The sequence below is a fragment of the Sphingomonas dokdonensis genome (assembly GCF_002197685.1).
GTDB lineage: Bacteria > Pseudomonadota > Alphaproteobacteria > Sphingomonadales > Sphingomonadaceae > Sphingomonas > Sphingomonas dokdonensis.
This window is the reverse complement of record NZ_NBBI01000001.1, coordinates 634,176-657,335: the sequence shown is the minus strand read 5'-3', so window position 1 is coordinate 657,335 and position 23,160 is coordinate 634,176. Positions and strand designations below refer to the sequence as shown.

The 23,160-nt window shown below is 66.3% G+C and carries 25 protein-coding genes; 15 read left to right on the top strand and 10 right to left on the bottom strand.

All coding sequences use genetic code 11. The features are described from left to right. Window positions 1–79: 79 nt before the first annotated feature. The 4 genes from argF to SPDO_RS03050 all read right to left on the bottom strand — a co-directional run bounded on the left by argF (window position 80) and on the right by SPDO_RS03050 (window position 3,647). Window positions 80–1,000, bottom strand: coding sequence for an ornithine carbamoyltransferase (gene argF, locus SPDO_RS03065; protein WP_088365934.1), 921 nt, complete (start codon window positions 998–1,000; stop codon window positions 80–82). Beyond that, a complete protein-coding gene (locus tag SPDO_RS03060) occupies window positions 997–1,218 on the bottom strand; it encodes a hypothetical protein (RefSeq protein WP_088365933.1) in 222 nt (73 codons plus the stop codon). Before SPDO_RS03060 ends, argF begins: the two co-directional genes overlap by 4 nt. 17 nt (window positions 1,219–1,235) lie before the next feature. After that, window positions 1,236–2,426: an aspartate aminotransferase family protein gene (locus SPDO_RS03055; protein ID WP_088365932.1), complete on the bottom strand. Its 1,191-nt coding sequence runs from the start codon at window positions 2,424–2,426 to the stop codon at window positions 1,236–1,238. A gap of 111 nt (window positions 2,427–2,537) precedes the next feature. Then, entirely contained in the window at window positions 2,538–3,647 is a 1,110-nt protein-coding gene (locus SPDO_RS03050) for a DUF5694 domain-containing protein (protein ID WP_143559567.1), read from the bottom strand. Window positions 3,648–3,728: 81 nt separating this feature from the next. On the opposite strand from SPDO_RS03050, the gene SPDO_RS03045 reads away from it, so the two are divergent. Continuing rightward, on the top strand, window positions 3,729–4,559 hold the full coding sequence (locus tag SPDO_RS03045) for a TIGR00266 family protein (RefSeq protein WP_088365930.1): 831 nt from the start codon (window positions 3,729–3,731) through the stop codon (window positions 4,557–4,559). Between the two features lie 57 nt (window positions 4,560–4,616). On the opposite strand, the gene metK is transcribed toward SPDO_RS03045, so the two are convergent. Continuing rightward, entirely contained in the window at window positions 4,617–5,825 is a 1,209-nt protein-coding gene (gene metK, locus SPDO_RS03040; protein WP_088365929.1) for a methionine adenosyltransferase, read from the bottom strand. Between the two features lie 54 nt (window positions 5,826–5,879). Beyond that, the gene (gene lnt / locus SPDO_RS03035; protein ID WP_088365928.1) at window positions 5,880–7,427 is read right to left on the bottom strand and encodes an apolipoprotein N-acyltransferase; all 1,548 of its coding nucleotides are present in this window, start codon (window positions 7,425–7,427) and stop codon (window positions 5,880–5,882) included. 139 nt (window positions 7,428–7,566) lie between these two features. Here lnt and SPDO_RS03030 point away from each other — a divergent pair, with 139 nt between their 5' ends. Both SPDO_RS03030 and SPDO_RS03025 read left to right on the top strand, forming a co-directional pair. Further along, a complete protein-coding gene (locus SPDO_RS03030; protein WP_088365927.1) occupies window positions 7,567–8,013 on the top strand; it encodes a VOC family protein in 447 nt (148 codons plus the stop codon). Beyond that, the gene (locus SPDO_RS03025) at window positions 8,010–8,312 is read left to right on the top strand and encodes a polyhydroxyalkanoic acid system family protein (protein WP_088365926.1); all 303 of its coding nucleotides are present in this window, start codon (window positions 8,010–8,012) and stop codon (window positions 8,310–8,312) included. Before SPDO_RS03030 ends, SPDO_RS03025 begins: the two co-directional genes overlap by 4 nt. Before the next feature lie 45 nt (window positions 8,313–8,357). Here SPDO_RS03025 and SPDO_RS03020 read toward each other — a convergent pair whose 3' ends face one another. From SPDO_RS03020 to SPDO_RS03010, 3 genes are read right to left on the bottom strand one after another with little or no spacing between them, the layout of a single operon-like run. Next, window positions 8,358–9,371: an inorganic phosphate transporter gene (locus SPDO_RS03020; RefSeq protein ID WP_088365925.1), complete on the bottom strand. Its 1,014-nt coding sequence runs from the start codon at window positions 9,369–9,371 to the stop codon at window positions 8,358–8,360. Window positions 9,372–9,386: 15 nt separating this feature from the next. Next, window positions 9,387–10,031, bottom strand: coding sequence for a DUF47 domain-containing protein (locus tag SPDO_RS03015; RefSeq protein ID WP_088365924.1), 645 nt, complete (start codon window positions 10,029–10,031; stop codon window positions 9,387–9,389). 33 nt (window positions 10,032–10,064) lie between these two features. Continuing rightward, window positions 10,065–11,264 carry a penicillin-binding protein activator gene (locus SPDO_RS03010; protein WP_088365923.1) on the bottom strand — a complete coding sequence of 400 codons (1,200 nt, stop codon included), beginning with the start codon at window positions 11,262–11,264 and terminating at the stop codon, window positions 10,065–10,067. Between SPDO_RS03010 and rsmI the strand changes: the two genes are divergently transcribed. From rsmI to SPDO_RS02980, 6 genes are all read left to right on the top strand, one after another. Beyond that, window positions 11,263–12,108, top strand: a complete 846-nt coding sequence (gene rsmI, locus SPDO_RS03005) for a 16S rRNA (cytidine(1402)-2'-O)-methyltransferase (RefSeq protein ID WP_088365922.1) — start codon at window positions 11,263–11,265, stop codon at window positions 12,106–12,108. The genes SPDO_RS03010 and rsmI overlap by 2 nt on opposite strands. A 35-nt stretch (window positions 12,109–12,143) precedes the next feature. Beyond that, a complete protein-coding gene (locus tag SPDO_RS03000) occupies window positions 12,144–13,001 on the top strand; it encodes a DUF5694 domain-containing protein (RefSeq protein WP_088365921.1) in 858 nt (285 codons plus the stop codon). Between the two features lie 113 nt (window positions 13,002–13,114). Beyond that, entirely contained in the window at window positions 13,115–13,807 is a 693-nt protein-coding gene (locus SPDO_RS02995) for a DUF4197 domain-containing protein (RefSeq protein ID WP_088365920.1), read from the top strand. Between the two features lie 55 nt (window positions 13,808–13,862). Next, complete coding sequence (locus SPDO_RS02990) at window positions 13,863–14,243, top strand: YraN family protein (RefSeq protein WP_088365919.1); 381 nt, start codon at window positions 13,863–13,865, stop codon at window positions 14,241–14,243. A gap of 54 nt (window positions 14,244–14,297) precedes the next feature. Then, the gene (gene gshB, locus SPDO_RS02985) at window positions 14,298–15,251 is read left to right on the top strand and encodes a glutathione synthase (protein ID WP_088365918.1); all 954 of its coding nucleotides are present in this window, start codon (window positions 14,298–14,300) and stop codon (window positions 15,249–15,251) included. 131 nt (window positions 15,252–15,382) lie between these two features. Beyond that, window positions 15,383–15,991 carry a DedA family protein gene (locus SPDO_RS02980; protein ID WP_088365917.1) on the top strand — a complete coding sequence of 203 codons (609 nt, stop codon included), beginning with the start codon at window positions 15,383–15,385 and terminating at the stop codon, window positions 15,989–15,991. Window positions 15,992–16,118: 127 nt separating this feature from the next. On the opposite strand, the gene thiS is transcribed toward SPDO_RS02980, so the two are convergent. Next, a complete protein-coding gene (gene thiS, locus SPDO_RS02975; protein WP_088366351.1) occupies window positions 16,119–17,126 on the bottom strand; it encodes a sulfur carrier protein ThiS in 1,008 nt (335 codons plus the stop codon). Between the two features lie 77 nt (window positions 17,127–17,203). On the opposite strand from thiS, the gene aroQ reads away from it, so the two are divergent. The 6 genes from aroQ (at window position 17,204) to SPDO_RS02945 (ending at window position 23,152) form a co-directional block, all read left to right on the top strand. Next, complete coding sequence (gene aroQ / locus SPDO_RS02970) at window positions 17,204–17,635, top strand: type II 3-dehydroquinate dehydratase (RefSeq protein ID WP_088365916.1); 432 nt, start codon at window positions 17,204–17,206, stop codon at window positions 17,633–17,635. A gap of 36 nt (window positions 17,636–17,671) precedes the next feature. Beyond that, on the top strand, window positions 17,672–18,160 hold the full coding sequence (gene accB, locus SPDO_RS02965; protein WP_088365915.1) for an acetyl-CoA carboxylase biotin carboxyl carrier protein: 489 nt from the start codon (window positions 17,672–17,674) through the stop codon (window positions 18,158–18,160). 1 nt (window position 18,161) lies between these two features. After that, window positions 18,162–19,511, top strand: a complete 1,350-nt coding sequence (accC, locus tag SPDO_RS02960; protein ID WP_088365914.1) for an acetyl-CoA carboxylase biotin carboxylase subunit — start codon at window positions 18,162–18,164, stop codon at window positions 19,509–19,511. Window positions 19,512–19,678: 167 nt separating this feature from the next. After that, window positions 19,679–19,999, top strand: a complete 321-nt coding sequence (locus SPDO_RS02955; protein WP_088365913.1) for an arsenate reductase family protein — start codon at window positions 19,679–19,681, stop codon at window positions 19,997–19,999. Further along, entirely contained in the window at window positions 19,996–21,444 is a 1,449-nt protein-coding gene (locus SPDO_RS02950) for a phospholipase D-like domain-containing protein (protein WP_245829032.1), read from the top strand. The genes SPDO_RS02955 and SPDO_RS02950 overlap by 4 nt, the downstream gene beginning before the upstream one ends. 64 nt (window positions 21,445–21,508) lie before the next feature. Then, complete coding sequence (locus SPDO_RS02945) at window positions 21,509–23,152, top strand: calcium-binding protein (RefSeq protein ID WP_088365912.1); 1,644 nt, start codon at window positions 21,509–21,511, stop codon at window positions 23,150–23,152. Window positions 23,153–23,160: the final 8 nt, after the last annotated feature.

Sequence of the window (23,160 nt, the reverse complement as noted above, 5' to 3'; positions counted from 1 at the left end):
GAGAAGCGAAGGCGCCTCAACAATCAGGGCGCGGACGGGGCTAGTTCAGCCGATCAGATGGGAGCTTGCCCCGCCGCGATCAACCGATCTGGCCAAGGCACCAGCGCAGGATCGATTTCTGCGCGTGCAGCCGGTTCTCCGCCTCCGCCCAGATCAGTGATTGCGGCCCGTCGATCACCTCCGGCGTCACTTCCTCGCCGCGATGCGCGGGCAGGCAATGGAGGAAATGAGCGTCAGGCTTTGCGGCCGCCATCAGCGCCGCATCGACCTGAAACGGCATCATTGCAGCAAGCTTCGTCTCGGCGTGCGCCTGACCCATCGAAATCCACGTGTCGGTCACGACCACATCCGCGTTCTCTACGGCCTCGCGCGCATTGCCGACCACCGTCGCACGCCCCTTGCCGAGCGCAAGATCGGCGTCAGACGGCTGGTATCCCTGCGGGCACGCCGCCACCACGTCGAACTGCATCAGCCCGGCCGCCTCGATGATCGAGGCGAGCACGTTATTGCCATCGCCCAGCCACGCCACCTTCAGCCCCGGCAGCGCCTTGCCCTGTTCGATGATCGTCAAGAGGTCGGCGATGATCTGGCACGGGTGCGAGGCATCCGTCAGCCCGTTGATCACGGGCACGCTGGCATGCGCGGCCATTTCCTCGACCTTCGCATGCTCGTCGGTGCGGATCATGATGGCATCGACATAGCCCGAGAGGACGTGCGCGGTGTCCGACACGGTCTCGCCGCGGCCGAGCTGCATCTGCCCCGCCTCCATGACGATCGACTGCCCGCCGAGCTGCCGCACCGCCATGTCGAACGACACGCGCGTGCGCGTGGAGTTCTTCTCGAAGATCATCGCCAGAACATGCCCGGCGAGCGGCGCATCGGCATCGATGCGCCCCTTGGTCCAGCCGGCCCGCGCCTTCTTGCGATCGAGCGCGTCGGCCAGGATCGCGGCGACGCCGTCGGGGCCGGCGTCCGACAGGTTGAGGAAGTGCCGCGTCACTTGGGCTCCTCCGGCGGCATGACGGAAATCATGCGCACGGCGGAATCCGGCACATAATGGTCGTTGGGGTGGCCCGGGTGGCGGAAGCGGAGCAGCCCCGATCCGACATGCTCGATCTCCGAAATCGGCGCCTCACGCGACGCTTCGGTGATGATGTGCACGCGGCGACGCCGCTTGAACCCGTCGGTCGCCACCGCGACCATCGCATCCGCCAGCATGGTTCCTTCCCCTTCGCTCACTCGTCGCTAGCCGGCACGTAGACGCGCGCGGCCTCGCTCAGCTTCTCGATGCACTCCGCGATGTGATCCTCGGTGATCACCAGCGGCGGCAGCACGCGCACCACATTCTCGCCGGCCGACACCAGCAGCAGGCCGTGATGGTCACGCGCGAATTCCACAAAGCGGCGGCTGTCGCTCTTCAGCTTCAGGCCGAGCATCAGGCCGTGGCCACGCACGCTGTCGAACAGGTGATCGTGATTGGGGATCATCTGCTCGAGGCTTGAACGCAGCCGCTCGCCCATCCGGGTCACGTTGTCGAGGAAGCTGTCTTCCAGGATCACGTCGAGCACCGCCTCGCCCGCCGCCATCGCCAGCGGGTTGCCGCCATAGGTGGAGCCGTGCGTCCCGATCACCATGCCCTTGGCCGCTTCCTCGGTCGCAAGGCACGCGCCGAGCGGAAAGCCGCCGCCAATGCCCTTGGCAGACGCCAGGATGTCCGGCTTGATGCCATACAGCTCGTGCGCGAACAGCTTGCCGGTGCGGCCATAGCCCGCCTGCACTTCGTCGAGCACCAGCATCAGGCCATGTTCGTCACACGCCTTGCGCAGGCCCTGAAGGAACTCGGGCGTTGCGGCGCGGATGCCGCCCTCACCCTGGATCGGCTCCACCAGAAAACCGGCGGTGTTCTCGTCGATCAGCGCCAGCGCGCCTTCGAGATCGTTGAACTCGGCGTATTTGAAGCCCGGCAGCAGCGGCTCGAACCCGTCACGCAGCTTCATCTGATTAGTGGCCGAGATCGTGCCGATCGTCCGACCGTGGAACGCCATCGAGAAGGTGATGAGGTCGTGGCGCTGCGGATTGCCGTTGGCGAAGTGATAGCGGCGTGCGGTCTTGATCGCGCATTCCACCGCCTCGGCGCCCGAATTGGTGAAGAACACCGTGTCGGCAAAGGTATTGTCGACCAGCCGTTGCGCGAACTGTTCGCCCTGCGGGCTGCCGTACAGGTTGCTGACGTGCATCAGCGTCGCGGCCTGATCGGCGATCGCCTTGGTCAGCTTGGGATGACCGTGGCCGAGCGCGTTCACCGCGATGCCGCTGGCGAAATCCAGGAAACGGCGGCCATCCTCGCTGATCAGATGGCACCCCTCGCCTCGCACCGGCCGCACCCCGCAGCGGGGATAAACGGGCATCAGGGCGGTGATCGACACGGGGCGTCTCCTTGAAATAGCAAGGGCGGCTCGGAAAGAGCCGCCCGCCTGCTTTACTAAAGGGGCGACGCGGGAAGCGTCAACGCCTGAGAGGCACAGCGCCCGCGACGATCATGGTCGGCGCGGCGCGACGGTCGGTGCTGCGGACAGTCGAAGGGTCGCGTTCGTGTCGATCACCTTCACGTCGTGGAGCAGGTCGAGATAGGCGTCGAAGTACGCCTTGTGCGACGCACCGACAATCGAGAGCACCCGCGCGCCCGGCTTGCGCTGCACGGTCTTGCGGATGTTCGCGATCATCCGCAGGTTGCGCGTCTCCCACCAGCCGACATAGCCGCGGCCGAAGTGTGACGGCGACGGCTCCTTCAAGGCCGCGCCATAATCGCTGTCGAACGCAAGCTGTGCAGTTTTCGGATCGTTATAGTAACGGTACATCGCAAGCACGCCGGTCGGGGTAGCGAGCGTCGCGTTCAGCGCCGCGCTGTCCGCCATGCGCTGGTGGCTCGCTGGATTGTCCCATGCGGCGCTCACCGCCTTGCCGGCTGCCTCGCTGCCGCCCGCCGCATCGTCGGCGGTGTGATCGTCGGTGGGGTACACCCGCTCGAGCCCGAGCCGTGCCGCAAGCAGTGCGGCGATCTGTATGTTCTCGTTCTTGCGTGTCGCCGCTTTCTCCAGCCGCGCCACCATTGCCGCGTCGAGTCCGTCGCCGGCGCGCCGCTCACCGGTCGCGAGCCGCAGCCATTGCACATAAGCGGAGCTCGGATCCCCGCCCGCCAGGAACAACGCGGCAAGGTGGCGCCGCTGCGCCGCAGTCGGCGTCGCCGGCCAGACCGCCAGCGCCTCCTCGATCGCGATGGTCGCGCCCGCCATGTCGAGCCCTAGCGCCTTCTGTTCCGCCGCAACGTCGGGGCAATAATCCTCGGCCGGGTCGCCATGGAGCACCGCATAGCGCCGCAGATGGTCGCATTGCGGGCCGGACACCGCCTCGATGGTGATCACCTCGGGCTTCCACTGCGCCAATCGGTCGAGCAGGGGCGCGAGCTGCGCGCCCTTGAACGTATCGGGCATGCCCGACAGGTGCGGGGTGCCGAGCACCATCACCTGCGTCGCCGCGCCGGCAAACGCGCGATGCGCGCGCGGATCCCATTGTGCGGCGGCGGCCGCACCGACGCCGCCCAGCGCGATCGCGACGCCAATCATCGCCGCCCACAGCCGTCCCCGCATCGCCCTCTTCCCCATGTTGTTGCGCTTGCGCTATCAGGTGTGTGTTAGTTCATCAATACACACCGATGAAGGAGCATTCGCATGGCATCCGGCCCCTGGTCCCATACTGCCCGTCCCGGCCTGTCCGACGACATCGATTTCGAGATCAAGGGACAGGAGCTGCAGTTCGTCGAGATCGAGCTCGATCCGGGCGAAAGCGCGGTGGCGGAGGCTGGCGCGTTCGTGTGGAAGGACGCCTCGATCGACATGACCACCGTGTTCGGCGACGGCTCCGGTGGAGGTGACGGCGGGTTCATGGGCAAGCTGCTCGGCGCGGGCAAACGCCTCGTCACCGGCGAGAGCATCTTCACCACCGTCTTCACCCATCGCGGGTCGGGCAAGGCGCGCGTGGCCTTTGCCAGCCCCACGCCGGGCACGATCCTGCCGATCCGCCTCGCCGACCTTGGCGGCACGCTGATCTGTCAGAAGGACAGCTTTCTCGCCGCGGCAAAAGGCGTGTCGATAGGCGTCGCCTTTCAACGGCGGATGATGACCGGTCTGTTCGGCGGCGAAGGCTTCATCATGCAGAAGCTGGAAGGTGACGGCTGGGTCTTCGTTCAGATGGGCGGCACGCTGGTGGAACGTGAGCTGCGCGCGGGCGAGCAGCTCCACGTCGACACCGGCTGCCTCGCCGCCTTCACCCCCTCGATCGATTTCGACCTGGAGATGGTGCGCGGCGTCAAAAGCATGATTTTCGGCGGCGAGGGCGTGTTCTTCGCGCGGCTCACCGGCCCCGGCAAGGTCTGGATCCAGTCGCTGCCCTTCGCGCGCCTCGCCGGGCGGATGATGACCGCGGCGCAAGGCGCAGGCGGCAACCGCGGCGAAGGCTCGGTGCTGGGCGGGCTCGGCGACCTGATCGGCGGCAACGACTGATCGGCCGATAGAAAAAGAAAGCGCCGGCCCGCGTCGTCGGGCCGGCGCTTCCGATGATCAGGCCAGCGCTGCCTTCAGATCGTCAACCAGGTCCAGCTTCTCCCACGGGAAGAAGTCGCCATCCGCCTCGCGACCGAAGTGGCCGTAAGCGGCGGTCCGCTGATAGATCGGCTTGTTGAGGCCAAGATGCGTGCGGATGCCGCGCGGCGTCAGGTCGCCCAGCTTGGCGATCCTGTCGATCGCCGCCTCGATCTTGTCGTCGCCGACCGTCCCGGTGCCATGCGTATCAACATAGAGCGACAGCGGCTTGGCAACGCCGATCGCATAAGCGAGCTGGATGGTGCACTTGGTCGCGAGGCCCGCGGCGACGATATTCTTCGCCAGATAGCGGGTGATGTACGCCGCCGAGCGATCGACCTTGGTCGGATCCTTGCCGCTGAACGCGCCGCCGCCATGCGGACTCGCGCCGCCGTAGGTGTCGACGATGATCTTGCGGCCCGTCAGTCCGGCGTCGCCGTCCGGCCCGCCGATCTCGAAACTGCCGGTGGGATTGATGTGATAGACGGTCGCGTCGGACAGCAGCTCGGCCGGCAGCACGTCGGCCACCACCTTCTTCACATAAGCGCGAAGCTCGGCTTCCTTGTCGCCCTGGTCATAGCCCTTGGCGTGCTGCGTCGACACCACGATCGCGGTGCAGGCCACCGGCTTGCCGTTCTCGAAACGCAGCGTCACCTGGCTCTTCGCGTCCGGCTCAAGGAACGGCGCCGCGCCCGAATGCCGGTCCTGCGCCATGCGGTGCAGGATGCGATGGCTGTAATACAGCGTCGCCGGCATCAGCTCGGGCGTCTCGTCGCAGGCGAAGCCAAACATGATGCCCTGGTCGCCGGCGCCTTCGTCCTTGTTGCCGCTCGCATCCACGCCCTGCGCGATATGCGCCGACTGGCCGTGCAAGTTGTTCTCGAAGCGGAAGGTCTCCCAGTGGAAGCCCTCCTGCTCATAGCCGATGCGCTTCACCGTGTTGCGCACGGTGGCCTCGATCTCTTCTTCCGCGCCCGGCGCCCACGCGCCGTTTTCGTACACGCCCTTGCAGCGGATCTCACCTGCCAGCACGACGAGCTGAGTGGTCGTCAGCGTCTCGCAGGCGATGCGCGCCTCGGGATCCTTGGACAGGAACAGATCGACGATCGCGTCCGAAATCTGGTCCGCCACCTTGTCCGGGTGACCCTCGGAAACCGACTCGCTGGTAAACAGGTACGACTGGCGCATGAGAACTCCGCCTGAGTAATGATGAGATAAGGATATAAAGATAGCTTTATATGTCTATCGCGCGCGACGGCGAATGGCAATGGCCGTCCCGCCCAGCAGGATCATCACGATCCCGGCCAGCCAGTTGCCAAGCTTCGAGAACAAGGTCGGCGCACCGGCCGGCGGCAGCGGCACTTCGATCGCGCCCGCCTTCTCGTGCGGCACCGTCCCCAGCAACGTGCCGTCCGCCGCGATCACCGCCGATATGCCGTTGGGCGTTGCGCGCACGATCGGCAGCCCTTCCTCGATCGCGCGCATCCGCGCCTGCGCCAGATGCTGTGGCGGCCCCCACTTACCGAACCACGCGTCGTTCGACGGGTTGAACAGGATGCGCGGCCGCCGCGCGCCGTTCACCACCTGCCCAGAGAAGATGATCTCGTAGCAGATCTGCACCCCCACCGCGCCGAAACCCGGAACATCGAGCGCACGCGGGCCCGGCCCTTCGACGAAATCGAACGCCCCCGGCACCAGACGGTCCAGTCCCAAGGGCTTCAGCAGCCATGGCATCGGGAGATACTCGCCGTACGGCACCAGATGCGCCTTGTCGTAACGCTCCTTGCCGAGCCGCCCGGCTGGGTCGATCGCGAACACCGAATTGGTCGCCGTCACCGCATTGCCGGCACTGTCGAACTGCAGCGCCGTCCCGCCGGTCAGCAGCGTATCGCGGGGGCCGAGCAGCCGTGCCATTCGCCAGCGCAGGAAAGCGGGCTCCGTGGCATAGGCATAGGCCGGATAGCCATCTTCCAGATAGTCTCGGATCACCCCCTCGGGCCACACGATCAGCCGCGGCGCACGCCCCGGCCTGCCAGACAGCTCCGACAGCCTGGCGAGCATCATTTCGCCATCGCTTTCGCCGCGCTCGTCCTGCGGCACGTTGGGCTGCACAACGCGGATCACCGGATGATCGGCCGCTACCGGCTCCACGGCGCCGCGATAGCTCATCCATTGAGCGCCGAGCAGCGCGAGCAGCCCGCCCCCCGCCGCCCCGATCGGCAAAGCCCGCCGCGGGAGCAGCAACAGTCCGCCGGCTAGCAACATCGTCAGGCCGGAAAGCGCATAGGTTCCGACCAATGTTGCCACATGCGCCACCGGCTGCACCGGCACCCAGATCACGCCCAGCGGATCCCAGGCATAGCCCGTGAAAACCACACTGCGCAGCCATTCGCTCCCGATCCACGCCCCAGCAAACGCCAGTACAAAGGCTGCACCCGGGCGATCCTCACGCATCTTCCACGCCAGCCCGGCCGCGATCGCCGGGTACACCGCCAGGTACAGCGCCAATGCCAGCGGTGCGGCATAGCCCAGTACGGAAGGCATCTTGTCTTGAAAGTCAAAGGCGTGCTGAAACCAGTTATTGTTGATCGTGAAGTGACCGACACCAAAGCTCCAGCCGCGCCACAATGCCGCCTTGAGTGTGGGTGCGTCGTTAACGACCAACATCCATAGCGCGAAACACGCGATCGTCAGCCACCAGAGCTGCAAGGGCGCAAAGCCGCATGCCGCCGCTGCACCCAGCAACACGGACGACAGCACCGGGCGGCGAGCAAGGAAAGTCAAAGCCATTGCGGCCGCGCTACCAAATAAGCGCGAAGATCGGGAGAGGCCGACGCCAGGATTTCACCACCTGGATGATCGCCTGCCTTCGCTCTTTCCCCTGCCTTCCCTCTTTCCGATGCGACCCGGCGTGGTGTATCACTGCGCCATGACACTTCGCCCCTTTCACCTCGCCTTTCCGGTCCACGATCTCGCGGCCGCGCGCGCCTTTTACGGCGACGTGCTCGGCTGCCGCGAAGGGCGATCAAGCGACCGCTGGATCGATTTCGATCTCGGCGGCCATCAGATCGTCGCGCATCTCGATGACAACGCGCGCCCTGCCGGCGCCACCAACCCGGTCGACGGCCATGACGTACCGGTGCCGCATTTCGGCGTGGTGCTGACGATGGCGGATTGGCAGGCACTTGCCGCGCGGGTCGAGCAGGCCGGCGTCAGCTTCGGCATCGCGCCGCACATCCGCTTCAAGGGGCAGCCGGGCGAACAGGCCACCATGTTCTTTCGCGACCCTTCCGGCAACGCACTCGAGTTCAAGGCGTTTGCCGACGACGCGCAGCTCTTCGCCACCGCGCTGCCCGTACAGGAGAACGCCCAGTGACTGCCCCGATCGAGGTCGACATTCCGCACCAGCTCGGCACGGCAGCGGCCAAGGAGCGGATCGGCAGCAGCTTCGGCAAGCTCGCCGATTTCATTCCCGGCGGCGCCGTGACCGAGCATCGCTGGGAAGGTGACAGCCTGTTCTTTACCGTTGAGGGCATGGGGCAACGCGTCGCTGCGCGCCTCGACGTGGCCGCGGCCAACGTCCACGCCAGCTTCGAACTGCCGGCGTTCCTGGCAATGTTTTCCGACAAGATTCGCGCCAAGCTTCAGAAGGAAGCGCCCAAGCTGCTCGAATAGCGGGGCGCAAAAGCCGGAGCGATCGCGTCGCTCCGGCTCATACCATCAGAACAGCAGCGTCAGTCCGTAGAACAACGCGCCGACGGCCGCCGAGCACGGAATAGTGATGATCCACGCCACTACGACGCTGCTCGCCGTGCCCCAGCGCACCGCCGAGGTCCGCCGCGCTACGCCGGCGCCGATGATTGCGCCTGTGATCGTGTGAGTCGTGGACACCGGAATGCCCATGGCGGAGGCGGTGAACAGAACGATCGAGCCGCCGGTCGAGGCGCTGAAGCCCTGGTGCTGCGACAATTTGGTGATCCGCGATCCCATCGTCTCGATGATCTTCCACCCACCCGACAGCGTGCCGAGGCCGATCGCGATATAGCAGCTGATCGCCACCCAATGCGGCACCTCGAATTCACCCGATAGGTAACCGGTCGAATAGAGCAGCACGGTGATGATCCCCATGGTCTTCTGCGCATCGTTCAGCCCGTGGCTGAGCGAATAAGCGGCGGACGACAACAAGTGCAGCGCGCGGAAGCTGCGCTCCGCCTGCCGTGCCGTGCGGCGGCGCAGCGCCCAGCTGCTCGCCAGCATCACCAGCATGGCCAGGATCATGCCGAGCGTCGGCGAGATGACGATCGCCGCCATGGTCTTGGTCAGGCCGCCGACCTGGATGCTGTTGACGCTCGCGTGCGTCACGCCCGCACCGACAAGCCCGCCGACCAGCGCGTGGCTGGAGGATGACGGAATGCCCTTGCGCCACGTCACGATGTTCCAGAACATCGCGCCGCCCAACGCGCCAAAGATCACGGCAGGCGTCACGACATCCTTGTTGATCAAGCCTTTGCCGATCGTTTCTGCGACCGCGTGCAAGCTCGGTACTGCGAGCGTTACGAAATAGGCGGCGAAGTTGAAGAAGCCCGCAAACAGCACCGCCTGCACCGGCGAGAGCAAGCGGGTGGCGACCACCGTCGCAATCGAATTGGCCGCGTCATGCAGCCCGTTGAGAAAATCAAACGCCAGCGCCAGGGCGATCAGCCCGATCAGCAGCGGAAGAGCAAGCTCATGCATGGGGTGCTGCTTTGCTCAGGCGTGATCGATGACGATGCCGTCGATCTCGTTCGCCACGTCCTCAAACGCGTCGGAGATCTTTTCGAGATGCTTGTAGATCTCGCGCTCGACGACGAACTGCATGGCATCGCCGCCGCGATGACGCTCGAACAGGCGTTTCAGCCCGCGCTCATGCATCCCGTCCGCTTCGCCTTCCAGCTGCACCAGCCGTTCGGTCAGCTGGTGGATGCGCGGCCCGTTGCGCGCCACGTCGCGCAGCAGCTGCATCGCCTCCACCGTCACGGCGGCCGCTTCGGTCATGCTGCTGGCCATCTGGTGCATGTCGGGCGTGAACTCGCGCACGCCGTACAGGCTTACGGCGGTCAGCGCCGCATCCATGGCGTCGATCGCATCGTCCATCGACCCGATCAGATCGGTAATGGCGCTGCGGTCGAACGGCGTCAGGAAGGTGATTCGCACGCTCTGCAGCACCGTGCGGGTGATGTCGTCGGCCTGGTGCTCCAGGTCCTTCACCTCGGCGATCACCTTTTCCGGATTTGCGTCCCCGGCAAACAGCCGGGTCGTCGCCTCCGCCGCGCGCAGCGTCACCGCCGCATGCGCATCGAACAGCTCGAAGAAATTGCCGCGCTTCGGAAGGAGGCGCTGGAACCAGGCGAACATCACAAACGATCCTTGTAGGAAAGGTAAAAGGCGTCAGCGCCCGAAATTGGCGGGCGCTGGTGAAACAACCGTGGTGCTGCCGTTGCGGATTTCCTGCACCTCAAGCGCGCGCTCCGCCACGCCGTCGCGACCGAAGCGGAACGGCCCGTCGATCCCGGCATAGCCTTCGCCCGAACGCAGGCGCGTTTCGGGAAATGCCGCGCCGACCTTCCAGTCGCGCGAAATCCGGGCCGTCAGCAGCACCGCATCATAGCCAAGGCTGGACAGCCGATAGGGCGCGGAGCCGAACCGCGCGCGATACTTGGCGGCAAATTGCCGGTACAGGCCATTGGAAACGCTCGCAAACCAGGCGCCGTTAAGCGCCGGACGAGCGCTGACCCCATTGTCGCTGTTCCACAATTCGGTGCCCAGCACCTTGGCATTGGGGCTCATGCGGCGCAGCAGCGGCACGGCCGTCGCGGCGGTGCCGGCCGAATCGGCGATCAGCACCGCATCGAACGGCGCGTCCTTGGCCATGCGGTTCACCGCGTCGCTCACATCGCTGGCCGTGCGATCATAGGTCTGCAGCGCGACAACCCGGCCACCGGCCGATTCCACCGCGCGCAGAAACGTCGTCGACGCCCGCGTGCCGTACAAAGCGTTGGGCACCAGCCCGCCGAAATTGGTCACGCCGCGGCTGCGCGCGAACTCGACGACCCGCTCGATCGATTGCGACGGCGTATAGCCCATCAGATACACGCCATCGCCGGCGACGCTGGTGTCGTTGGAAAAGGCCAGCACCGGCACCCCCGCGCGCCGCGCGATCGGGGCCACGGCGCGCACGTCTTCGGACAGCAAAGGGCCGAGAATCAGCTGCGCGCCATCGGCCACAGCGCGCTGTGCCGCCGCCGCCGCACCGGTCGCGGTATCGTAGTTGGTGATCCGCACCTGCTCGTTCTTGGTATCGAGCAGCGCCAGCATCGTCGCGTTCGCCAGGCTTTTGCCCACGCCCGCATTGGTGCCCGACAGCGGCACGAGCAACGCCACGCGATTGCGCGCGGTATCGCGCGGGATCCCGGCCTCCACGCCCACGTCCGGCCGGGCGACCGGTGGCGGCGCCTTGGTCGGCCCGGTGGGCACGGTCGGCCCGCGCGGCACCACGGTGGAGCAGGCGGAAACGAGCAGCGCCGTGACGGCGACAAACCCACGGACGATGATGTTCGCCCGTTGCGATACGGTTGCGGCCTCTGCCATGACACTCCTCGTGGAAAAACTAAGCCCCGGCCTGTACATCGTCGCAACCCCGATCGGCAATCTCGGGGACTTGTCTCCACGTGCCGCCGACATCCTGTCTCGCGCCGACCTAGTCGCGGCAGAAGACACTCGTGTTACAATTGGGTTACTGCGGCACATCGGCGTGAAGCGCCCGATGACCCCCTATCACGATCACAACGCCGACCATGTGCGCCCGCAGCTGATCGCGCGGCTCGCGACGGAGGCGATCGCTCTGGTCTCGGATGCCGGCACCCCGCTCATCTCCGATCCCGGCTACAAATTGGTGCGTGATGCGCGCGCCGCGGGTCATGCGGTGGTGACGATCCCAGGCCCCTGCGCCGCCGTCGCCGCGCTGACGCTCGCCGGTCTGCCGACCGACCGCTTCCTGTTCGCCGGCTTTCTACCAAGCAAGGCCAAGGCCCGAGCCGAGACGATCGCGGAGCTCGGCGCCATTCGCGCGACCCTTATCCTGTACGAAAGCGGCCCGCGCCTCGGCGCCACCCTCGCGGCGCTCGCCGAGCAGCTCGGCAGCCGCGACGCCGCCGTCACGCGTGAAATCACCAAAAAGTTCGAGGAGGCCGTCACCGGCACGTTGCCGGCACTCGCCACGCGCTACGCCGATACGCCGCCCAAGGGCGAGATCGTGATCGTCGTCGCCCCGCCCGGCGAAGCACCACCCGCCAGCGCGGAGGATGCCGACGCCGCGCTGGCCGAAGCCCTCACCCGCCTCCCCGCCGCCAAGGCCGCCGGCGAGGTGGCCAAACGACTGGGCGTTGATCGCAAGGCACTCTACGCCCTTGCCCTGAAGCTGAAAGAGACGTGAGCGCCTGAAAAGGCGACATGGTGAGAGGATCAACAATGCGGCGCATCATCACCTGGTTATCGCTGGTCTTCGCCAGCATCGGCACCACGGCCCATGCCCAGACGCCGCCCGCCACCCCTCCGGTCGAGGTGATGGTGCTGGGCACCTATCACTTCCACAATCCCGGGCTCGACCAGCACAATATCGACGCCGAATCGGTGCTCACGCCGCAGCGCCAGCAGGAGCTGGAAGACCTTGTCGCCACGCTCGCCACCTTCCGCCCCACGCATGTCATGGTGGAGATGGAAGCACCTGCCCCCGATTATCAGGTACCCGCCTTCACGCAGTTCACCCGTCGTGACTTGCGCCAGGATCCCAACGAGATCGTCCAGATCGGCTTTCGGCTGGCCGATCGGATCGGGCTGGCCGCCGTTCAGGGCATCGACGTGCAGGCCAAGGAGGGCGAGGAGGATTATTTTCCGATGGACCGCGTGCGTGCTGCGGCCGCCGCGTCCGGCCAATCGGCGATTCTCGACACGGGCGACGCTGATGTTGCCGCCTGGGCAAAGCGTTTCAGCGCCTCGCAGCGCCATCGCTCCATCGCCGACCTCCTGATGGAAATGAACGGCCCGGATTTTCCCGGCGGGCAGCAGATGTACGACCGCCTCATCCCGATCGCGACTGGCGAGGATCTTGCCGGCGCGCACCTCAACGCGCGCTGGTACGCCCGAAACATCAGGATCTTCGCCAAGCTCGCCCAGATCACCCGGCCGGGCGACCGCGTCGTGGTGGTATATGGCGCCGGCCATGCCGCCTGGCTGCGACACTTCGCACGATCGATGCACGGGTACAGCGACGTCGATGTCACCCCTTATCTCGCGAAGGCCAGGGATGCGCACCACGCAGCGCCTTAGGTGGCGGAAAAGCACTACCAACAATCGATCGTCCGGGCGGGAGCACGCTTGTTCAGCCCGCGTTACACCGGGGCCCCGCACGGGCGCTCGCCGTGGAACAGGAGACGCATCGCATGAACAACCATTCTCGCAGATCACTGCTGCTCGGCGCCGGCATTGCCGTGCCGCTGCTGTTCTTGCCCGCCTGCGCCACCACCGGCCTTGGCGGCGGCGTCACCGAGGCGCTGCGCCGTCTGCTCGCCATTTCCAGCGAACGCGCGCTGACCCGGCTGGTGGCCGACAACGGCTTTCTCAACGATCCCGAGGCGCGGCTCAGCTTCCCCTCGGCACCGGACGATCGCTCGGCGGCGGTGCTCGGCGCCCTCATCCGTTCCGCGCCCGTGCAACAGCAACTATCGCTGCTGATCAACCGGGCGGCGGGCGAGGCCGCGAATCGTGCCGCGCCGGTGATCTTCGATTCGATCCGCTCGCTAACCTTTGCCGATGCGCTCGGCATCGTGCGCGGCGGCCCGACCGCGGCGACGACCTATCTCGAACGCTCGATCGGTGATCGCATCATCGATGCCATGCTGCCCGAGATCGGCGGCGCGCTGCGGCAGTTCGACGGCAATTCGATCCTCGGCCCCGTGCTGGGCGCTGCGACCGGCATCAACGTCTCAGGCATCCAGCGCGCCGTGACGCAGCAGGCCGCCCGCGGCTTGTGGCGCGCGATCGGGCGCGAGGAGGCAACCATCCGCGCAACCCCGTCGCTCGCCCGTGATCCGCTGGTCGAATCGGTCCTGGGCGGCGGTCGCCTGCTCGGCTGAGCCGCGCCGAGCGCCAGCCCCTTGCGCGCCATGCTGTAGCGGGCACAGTGGCCCCATGCCCCGCCCCCATCCCCAGCGCAGCACCGCCACGCGCCGCGTCGCGGAGGCCACCGGTCGTCGCGGCGAGCGGCTCGCGGCCTGGTGGCTGCGGCTGAAGGGCTGGTCGATCCTCGATCACCGTGTCCGCACGCCCGTCGGCGAGGTCGATCTGGTGGCGCGCAAGGGCAACCTTGTCGCCTTTGTCGAAGTGAAGACCCGCGCCGCCGCGGCCGAGCTCGATTTCGCCATCGATCAGCGCCGGCTCGCCCGCGTCGCCGCCGCCGCCGAATATCTGATGAGCCGCTATGCCACCGCTGGCGAGGACATTCGTGTCGACGTGATCCTGCTCGCCCCCGGCACGCCGCCGCGCCACATCGAGAATGCCTGGATCGGGTGACAATCGCGCTGCCCGCGCCTACCTCCCGCCACGCACCTTTGTGTGGAGGAACACTTGGCCCTGACCGTCGCCGTCCAGATGGACCCGCTCGAATCGATCAACATTGCCGGCGACTCTAGCTTCGCGCTGATGCTGTCGGCGCAAAAGCGCGGCCATCGGCTGTTCCATTATCGCGCGGAGGATCTGAACTGGTCGGACGGCCGCCTGTGGACGCAGGCGCGGCCCGTCACCGTGCAGCGCGTCGTCGGAGACCATTTCACCGCCGGCGATCCGGTCAGCCTCGATCTGGGTGCAGAAGCGGACGTGGTGCTGATGCGGCAGGATCCGCCGTTCGACTTGGGCTATATCACCGCCACACACCTGCTGGAGCGGATCGCCGACCGGACGCTGGCGGTCAACGATCCGGCCAGCGTGCGCAACGCGCCAGAAAAGGTGTTCGTCCTCGATTATGCGCGCTTCATGCCCCCCACCCTCGTCACTCGCTCGCTCGACGAGGCGCGCGCCTTCCTGAAGCAGCACGGCGCGATCGTAGTGAAGCCGCTGCACGGCAACGGCGGCAAGGCAATCTTCCGCGTCGGTGCTGAGGGCGAGAACCTGTCCGCGCTGATGGAGGTCTTCAACCAGACCTGGCGCGAGCCGCACATGGTGCAGGCGTTCCTCCCGGGCGTGGCCAAGGGGGACAAGCGCATCGTGCTGGTCGACGGCGAAGTCGCCGGCGCAATCAACCGCCTGCCCGGAGAAGGCGAATTCCGCAGCAATCTCGCGGTCGGCGGCTCGGCGGAAAAGACCGAGCTCACCCCGCGCGAACGCGAGATCTGCGACGCGCTCGGCCCCGAGTTGAAGCGGCGCGGGCTGATCTTCGTCGGCATCGACGTGATCGCCGGCGAATGGCTGACGGAGATCAACGTCACCTCGCCAACCGGCATCGTCGCGATCGAGCGGTTCGACGGCACCGATGTCGCCGGGATGATCTGGGATGCCATCGAGCGGCGCATCGCGGAACGTTAAGCCAGGTTTGTTCGCTTCCACGGCACGTGCTTCGACAGGCTCAGCACGAACGAAGGTGGAGTCGCAGCCACTGAACCGTTCGCCCTGAGCCTGTTGAAGGGCGTTGTTCCGAAACCGCCCTTCGAGAGTGCATGACCGACTTCATCATCGAATGGATCGCCCGCGGCGGGTATCTCGGGATTTTCCTGCTGATGGCGCTGGAGAATGTCATTCCGCCGATCCCGTCGGAAGTCATCATGGGCCTCGGCGGCATGGCGGTGGCGCGAGGCCACATGGCATTGGTGCCGCTGATCCTGTGGGGCACCGCCGGCACCACCGTGGGAAACCTGTTCTGGTACGAGATCGGCCGCCGCATGGGCGTGGCGCGATTCCGCCCCTTCGTGGAGCGGCACCAGCGCTGGCTGACGATGGACTGGGATGATGTGGTCCGGCTCGACCACTTCTTCCACAAGCACGGTCACTGGGTGATCTTCGTGTTCCGCTTTCTGCCGACGTTCCGCACCGTGATCTCGCTGCCGGCGGGCATGGCGAAGATGCCGCTGTGGAAGTTCCTCTTGTTCACCTTCGTCGGCAGCGCGATTTGGAACACGATGCTGGCAGCGGCGGGACTGTTGCTCGGCTCGCATTTTGATCAGCTTGATCGCTATGTCGGCCCCTTCGCGGTCGGAACGACGGTGCTGATCGTGCTCGCCTATGTGTATCGCGTCGTCACCTGGAAGCCGAGCGGCGAGCGGAGCTGAGCGGAGCGCTCCCGGCTCGTTCGCACTGACCTTGTCGAAGTGCGGGTGACCAGGCGCGGCGCCCGCGGCACGTGCTTCGACAGGCTCAGCACAAACGGGGCAGGGACAGGCACCCCGCCGTGTTTTCTCAGATAAGCCCCGCCAGCGGCGACGAAGGATCGGCATAGCGACGAATGCCCATCCGCCCGGCGCGATACGACAGGCGCCCCGCCTCCACCGCCGCCTTCATCGCCGCCGCCATCATTACCGGCTCCTTCGCCTCGGCGATCGCGGTGTTCATCAAGATGCCGTCGCAGCCGAGCTCCATCGCCACCGTCGCATCGCTCGCCGTGCCGACGCCGGCGTCGACCAGCACCGGCACCTTGGCGCCTTCCACGATCAGCCGGATCGTGACGCGGTTCTGGATGCCCAGCCCCGATCCGATCGGCGCCCCCAGCGGCATGATCGCCACCGCGCCGGCCTCTTCCAGCTGCTTCGCGGCGATCGGATCGTCGACGCAATAGACCATCGGCTTGAAGCCCTCCTTCACCAGGACCTCGGTCGCCTTCAGCGTCTCGCGCATGTCTGGATAGAGCGTACGCGCCTCGCCCAGCACCTCCAGCTTCACGAGATCCCAGCCGCCCGCTTCGCGCGCCAGCCGCAGCGTGCGGATCGCCTCGTCCGCGGTGAAGCAGCCGGCGGTGTTGGGCAGATAGGTGAACCGCTTCGGATCGATGAAGTCCGTCAGCATCGGTGCGTTCGGATCGGAAACGTTGACGCGGCGCACCGCGACCGTGACGATCTCCGCCCCCGATGCTTCCAGCGCGGCGGCATTCTGCGCAAAGTCCTTGTACTTGCCCGTGCCGACGATCAGGCGCGACCGGAACGTCTTGCCCGCCACCGACCAGGTATCGGCATCCACCGCGCCCGCATGATCGCCGCCGCCGACGAAGTGCACGATCTCCAGGTCGTCGCCATCCTCGACCTTGACGTCGGCCAGCGTGGAGCGCGGCACCACCTCAAGGTTGCGTTCCACCGCCACCTTCTCGGGCACCAGCCCAAGTTCGGTCGCGAGCTGCGCCAGCGTCAGCCCGGCGGCGACCCGGCGATGCGCGCCGTTCACGGTGATCGATACGGTTCCGTCGGTGTGGGGCATGATATCCTTTGGCGAGCCGGCAAGATTTGCCATCCACCTAGGCTTGGCGCACAGGCCGTTCAAGGAAGGAGCCCGCCTTGTCCCTCATCTATGTCCTGAACGGCCCGAACCTTAACCTGCTCGGCACGCGCGAGCCGGAGATCTACGGCCACGACACGCTGGACGATATCGCCGGCCAGCTGGAGGACCGCGCCCGCGAACTGGGGCACGAGATCGACATGCGCCAGTCCAACCACGAAGGGCATCTGGTCGATTGGCTGCACGAGGCGCAGGCGGAGGGCGCCAAGGCGGCGATCCTGAATGCGGGTGCCTTCACCCATACCTCAATCGCGCTGCACGACGCGATCAAGGCCGTCCGCACCCCGGTGATCGAGGTGCACCTTTCCAACCCGCACACCCGCGAAGAATTTCGCCATATCTCCTATGTTGGTCGTGCCGCACGTGGAACTATCGCCGGGTTCGGCGCGCTGTCGTACCTGCTCGCGCTTGAAGCGGCGGCGCGGTTCTGACACAGCGCGCGCCCTGTTACAGGGAAAGGGTCACACATGGCCGAAAAGGAAAACGGAGCGATGAAGGTCGACGTCGATCTCGTCCGCCAGCTCGCCGAGCTGCTCGATACGACGCAGCTCACCGAAATCGAGGTTGAGGACGGCGATCGCCGCATCCGCGTGGCGCGTAAGGCCGCGGCGGCTGCCGCGCCGGCCGTCTATCACGCCCCCCCGCCGCCAGCGCCGGCCGCGTCGGCGCCCACCGCGGTGGCATCGCTGCCGAGCGAGCAGCCGGCGGCCGAAACGTCGCACGCCAACGCCGTACGCTCGCCGATGGTCGGCACCGCTTATCTTTCTGCCGAGCCGGGTGCGGCGCCGTTCGCCATCGTGGGCAAGCAGGTGCAGGCCGGCGACACGCTGCTGATCGTCGAGGCGATGAAGGTCATGAACCCGATCACCGCGCCCAGCGCCGGCACGGTGAAGGCGGTGCTGATCGAGAACGGCCAGCCGGTCGAGTTCGACCAGCCGCTGGTGGTCGTCGAGTAACATGCCCGAGATCAAGAAGCTCCTGATCGCCAATCGCGGCGAGATCGCGCTGCGGATCCACCGCGCCTGCCACGAGATGGGCATCAAGACGGTGGCGGTGCATTCCACCGCCGATGCCGATGCGATGCACGTGCGCCTCGCGGACCAGGCGATCTGCATCGGCCCGCCGTCGGCGACCGAGAGCTACCTCAACATCGCCAACATCATCTCCGCCGCCGAGGTGTCCGGCGCCGACGCGATCCACCCGGGCTACGGCTTCCTCAGCGAGAACGCCAAGTTCGCCGAGATCGTCGAGGCGCACGGGCTGATCTTCGTCGGCCCGAAGCCCGAGCATATCCGCACCATGGGCGACAAGGTGGAGGCAAAGCGCACCGCCGGCGCGCTCGGCCTGCCGCTCGTGCCAGGCTCGGACGGCGCACTGACCGATTCGGCGGAGGCCAAGCGCCTCGCGCGCGACATCGGCTATCCCGTGCTGATCAAGGCCGCGTCGGGTGGCGGCGGGCGCGGCATGAAGGTGGTGCCGAGCGAGGATGAGATGGACACGCTGATGGCGCAGGCCGGCAGCGAGGCGAAGGCCGCATTCGGCGACGCCACCGTCTACATGGAAAAGTACCTCGGCAATCCGCGGCACATCGAATTCCAGGTGTTCGGCGATGGCAACGGCAATGCCATCCACTTGGGCGAGCGCGATTGCTCGCTCCAGCGCCGCCACCAGAAGGTGCTGGAGGAGGCACCCTCCCCGATCATCACGCCCGAAGAGCGCGAGCGGATGGGCGGCATCGTTGCCAAGGCGATGGCCGACATGGGCTATCGCGGCGCCGGCACGATCGAGTTCCTGTGGGAAGACGGCGAGTTCTACTTCATCGAGATGAACACCCGGCTTCAGGTGGAGCATCCGGTGACGGAGGCGATCACCGGCCTTGATCTCGTCCGCGAACAGATCCGCATCGCCGAAGGCCATCCCCTGACGCTGCGCCAGGAAGACGTCGTCTTCCGCGGCCACGCCATCGAATGCCGCATCAATGCCGAGGATCCGCGCACCTTCGCGCCCTCGCCCGGTCTCGTGAAGCAATATCACGCGCCCGGCGGCATGCACGTGCGCGTCGATTCGGGGCTTTACGCCGGCTACAAGGTGCCGCCCTATTACGACAGCATGATCGCCAAGCTGATCGTCTATGGCACCACCCGCCAGGGGGCGCTGCGTCGTCTGCGCCGCGCACTGGAGGAATTCGTGATCGAGGGGATGAAGACCACCATTCCGCTGCACCAAGCATTGCTGGACGATCCCGAATTTCAGCAGGGCGATTACACGATCAAGTGGCTGGAGGAGTGGCTGGCGCGTCAGGAGTGACGACAACCTGCCTCTCGACCTTGTAGCGGAACCCGATCGCCGTGCCTTCCCGAACAGGGGAAACTGGCGATCGGGCGCCGGTCCGATCGGAAAGGCAGAACGATCTGGACGTTGTGCCTTCACGATCCGGTGCAAAGGGCAGCCGAACACCAACAAGGGGCGCGACATTGAAGGCTACCATCTGGCACAACCCGCGTTGTTCCAAGTCGCGCGAGGCGCTCGCGCTGCTTGAAGAAGCCGGCGCCGAGGTGACGATCATCCGCTATCTCGACACGCCGCCCACCCGCGACGAGCTGGCCCGGCTCTACGCCCGCGCCGGTCTCGCCCCGCGCGATGCCCTGCGCAAGGACGCGCCTCGCGTCTCGACCGACGACGAGGCGCTCGACACCATGGCCGCCGACCCCGCCACGATCGAGCGCCCGCTGGTCGAAACCGATAAGGGCGTCGTGCTGGCCCGCCCGCCCGAACGCGTCCGCTCCATCCTGTGAAGCTGCCCGAAAAAGCCCGCTGGCGCATCGAGCGCGCGAACCGCGCAAGCGTGGTGATCGACGCCGATTCCTACTTCGGCCTCGCCCGTCAGGCGATGATGAAGGCCGAAAAGCAGATCCTGCTCGTCGGCTGGGACTTTGACGCCCGCATTCGCCTGGCCTGGAAGAACGAGCCACCCGGCGTCCCGACCGAAGTGGGCGAGTTCATTTCCTGGCTGGTCGATCGCCGCCCCGACCTCAACGTCTATATCCTTCGCTGGGACAAGGGCGCGTTCAAGACGCTGTTTCGCGGCCGCACGCTGCTGACGCTCACCAAATGGCGGTTTTTGCGCAAGCGGATCCATCTGCTGCTCGATGGTCATCATCCGATCGGCGCATCGCAGCATCAAAAGATCGTGGTCATCGACGATTGCTTCGCCTTTTGCGGCGGCATCGACATGACGGACGAGCGCTGGGACACGCGCGCGCACAACGATGACGATCCGCACCGCAAATCGCCCAGCGGATGGAAGAACAAGCCCTGGCACGATGCCACCACCGCGTTGCAGGGGCCGGTCGCTGCCGCTTTGGGCAAGCTGTGCCGGGCGCGTTGGGAAATCGCGGGCGGCGACCCGATCGCCCCGCCCGATGCGCGCAGCGACTGCTGGCCGACCGATCTGGAGCCTGACTTCACCGACATCGATGTCGCCATCTCGCGCTCGCAGCCGGAGCATGACAACCAGCAACCTGTGCGCGAGATCGAGCATCTGTATCTCGCGCTGATCGCCCGCGCGAAGCGGCACATCTATGCCGAAAGCCAGTATTTTGCCTCGCGCCGCGTCGCGGAGGCGATCGCGCGTCGGCTGGACGAGCCGGACGGCCCCGAGATCGTCATCATCAATCCGGTGACGGCGCAGGGCTGGCTCGAGCCGATCGCCATGGACACGGCGCGCGCCCGCATTTTCCAGGCACTCAAGCAGCGCGACACGTATGATCGGCTGCGCATGTATCACCCCTACACCGCCGGCGGCACGTCGATCTATGTGCACGCCAAGGTGCTGGTGATCGACGACGACGTGATCCGCATCGGCTCCTCCAATTTCAACAACCGTTCGCTGCGTCTTGACACCGAGTGCGACGTGACGATCGAACAGGGCAGCCCTGACGAGAGCGCCCGGATCGCCGCGATCCGCGACGATCTGATCGCCGAGCACCTTGCCGTCGAGCCCGACGTCGTCACGAAAACGATTGCCGAACACGGCCTCATCGGTGCGATCGAATCCCTGCGCGGCACGGGCAAGACACTGGTGCCCTATGACGTGCCCGATCTGAACGGCGTCGAGGAATGGCTCGCTGACAACAAGGTTCTCGATCCCGAGGGCCCGGACGAGATGTTCGAGCCGTTCGCCAAGCGGCGGCGACTGATCGATCGCCTGAAACGAAAGCGTCATCGCCGCGTCGCCTGACCGTCACGCCTGATGCCTAGTCGCTCCGCAACGGCGCGCACCCGCGCTCGGAAGGAGAAAAGGCATGGCACGCATCAGGGTTCGCGACGGCGAAACGATTGGCTCGGAAACGATCGTCGGTGCTGGAGATGCCTTGTGGATCCGCATCGGCGGCGCGATCGCGCGCACCGATGGCGGCACGGCCGTCCGGATCACCGGCGGCGACGCCATTTTCCGCAACGATGGCATCGTCTCTGTCGCCGGCGGCAGTGATCCCGCGGTCGTCGGCACCTTCTCCGGGATGCTCAACCTGCGCTTCACCAATCGCGGCAGCATCTCGGGCGATGCGGTCGCGGTTGAGTTGTCGTCCACTGACGGCACCACTGGCGACGTGCTGTTCACCAACTATGGCACGATCACCGGCGGAGACGATCATGCAGTGGCGATGCGCAACCTGCGCGCCAGCACGATCACCGTCCGCAATCTCGAAGGCGGCCTGATCACCAACAACGGCGATTCGGACGTCCTTCGCCCCGGCCACGACGCGAAGACCGCGATCACCGTGATCAACGGCGGCACGATCCTCGCCGGTACGCTGGAGGGCGGATCCTCCGGCGGCGACGCGATCGATTTCCAGCCCAAAAAGGGCGGAGTCGCCGGCGCGGTGGTGAACCTCGCGACCGGCCATATCGAGGGCGGCAAGCACGGCATCACCGGCGCGAACGAGGCGCGGATCAGCAACGCCGAGGGCGGCGTGATCATCGGCCGCAACGGCTCGGGCATCAATTACGATACCACCGCCGCCGATAACGATGGCTATGTCACCGTCATCAACAATGGCCTTATCAGCGGCCGCTACGACGGCTTCGGTGATGGCGATGGCGACGGTGTCGACGTCGATTACCTCGTCCTTATCCGCAACAGTGGCACGATCGAGGGCGTCGGTGCGGACCTGGTCGAGAATTTCGCTGACGGCGTGGCGGCCGGCGGCGGCGTCATCAACAATCTCGTAGGCGGCGTGATCTACGGTCAGAGCAACGGCATCCTGATCGACGACGGCGATCGCAACGGCGCTTATGCCGAAACTCTGGTTGTGAACGACGGCACCATCTCCGCCGACCTCGGCTATGGCGTGCGCTTCATCGGCACGTTCAACGACACGGTGGTGAACCGCGGCACGATCGCGACCGCGGCCACGATCGCGCTTGATCTGGGGGGCGGCGACGACGTGGTGCGCAACGCCGGCACGATCACGGGGCAGGTGCTGCTCGGCGACGGTAACGATGTCTATCGCGATACCGGCAGCGTCGGCGCGTCGGTCTGGGGCGGCGCAGGCGACGACGTGATCGTCGGCGGCGCCGGCGCGGATTGGATCAACGGCGGCGCCGGCCGCGATCGCCTGACCGGCGGCGCGGGCGATGACGTGTTCGATTTCGACAATCTGCTCGACAGCGGCACGACGATCGCCACCGCCGACCGCATTCTCGACTTTGCAGCCGGCGACACCATCCGCCTCGCGTCGATCGATGCCGATGCCACGCTCGATGGCGATCAGGCGTTTACCTTCGTCGGTGCGGCCGCGTTCAGCGGCACCGCGGGCGAACTCCGCGCGACGGTGATCAACGGCAGCACGATGATCACCGCCGATGTCGACGGCGACAAGGTCGCCGATTTCGGCATCCTGCTGCTCGACATGGCCGATCCGTCTGCGCTCGCCTTCGTTCTTTGATCGACGAC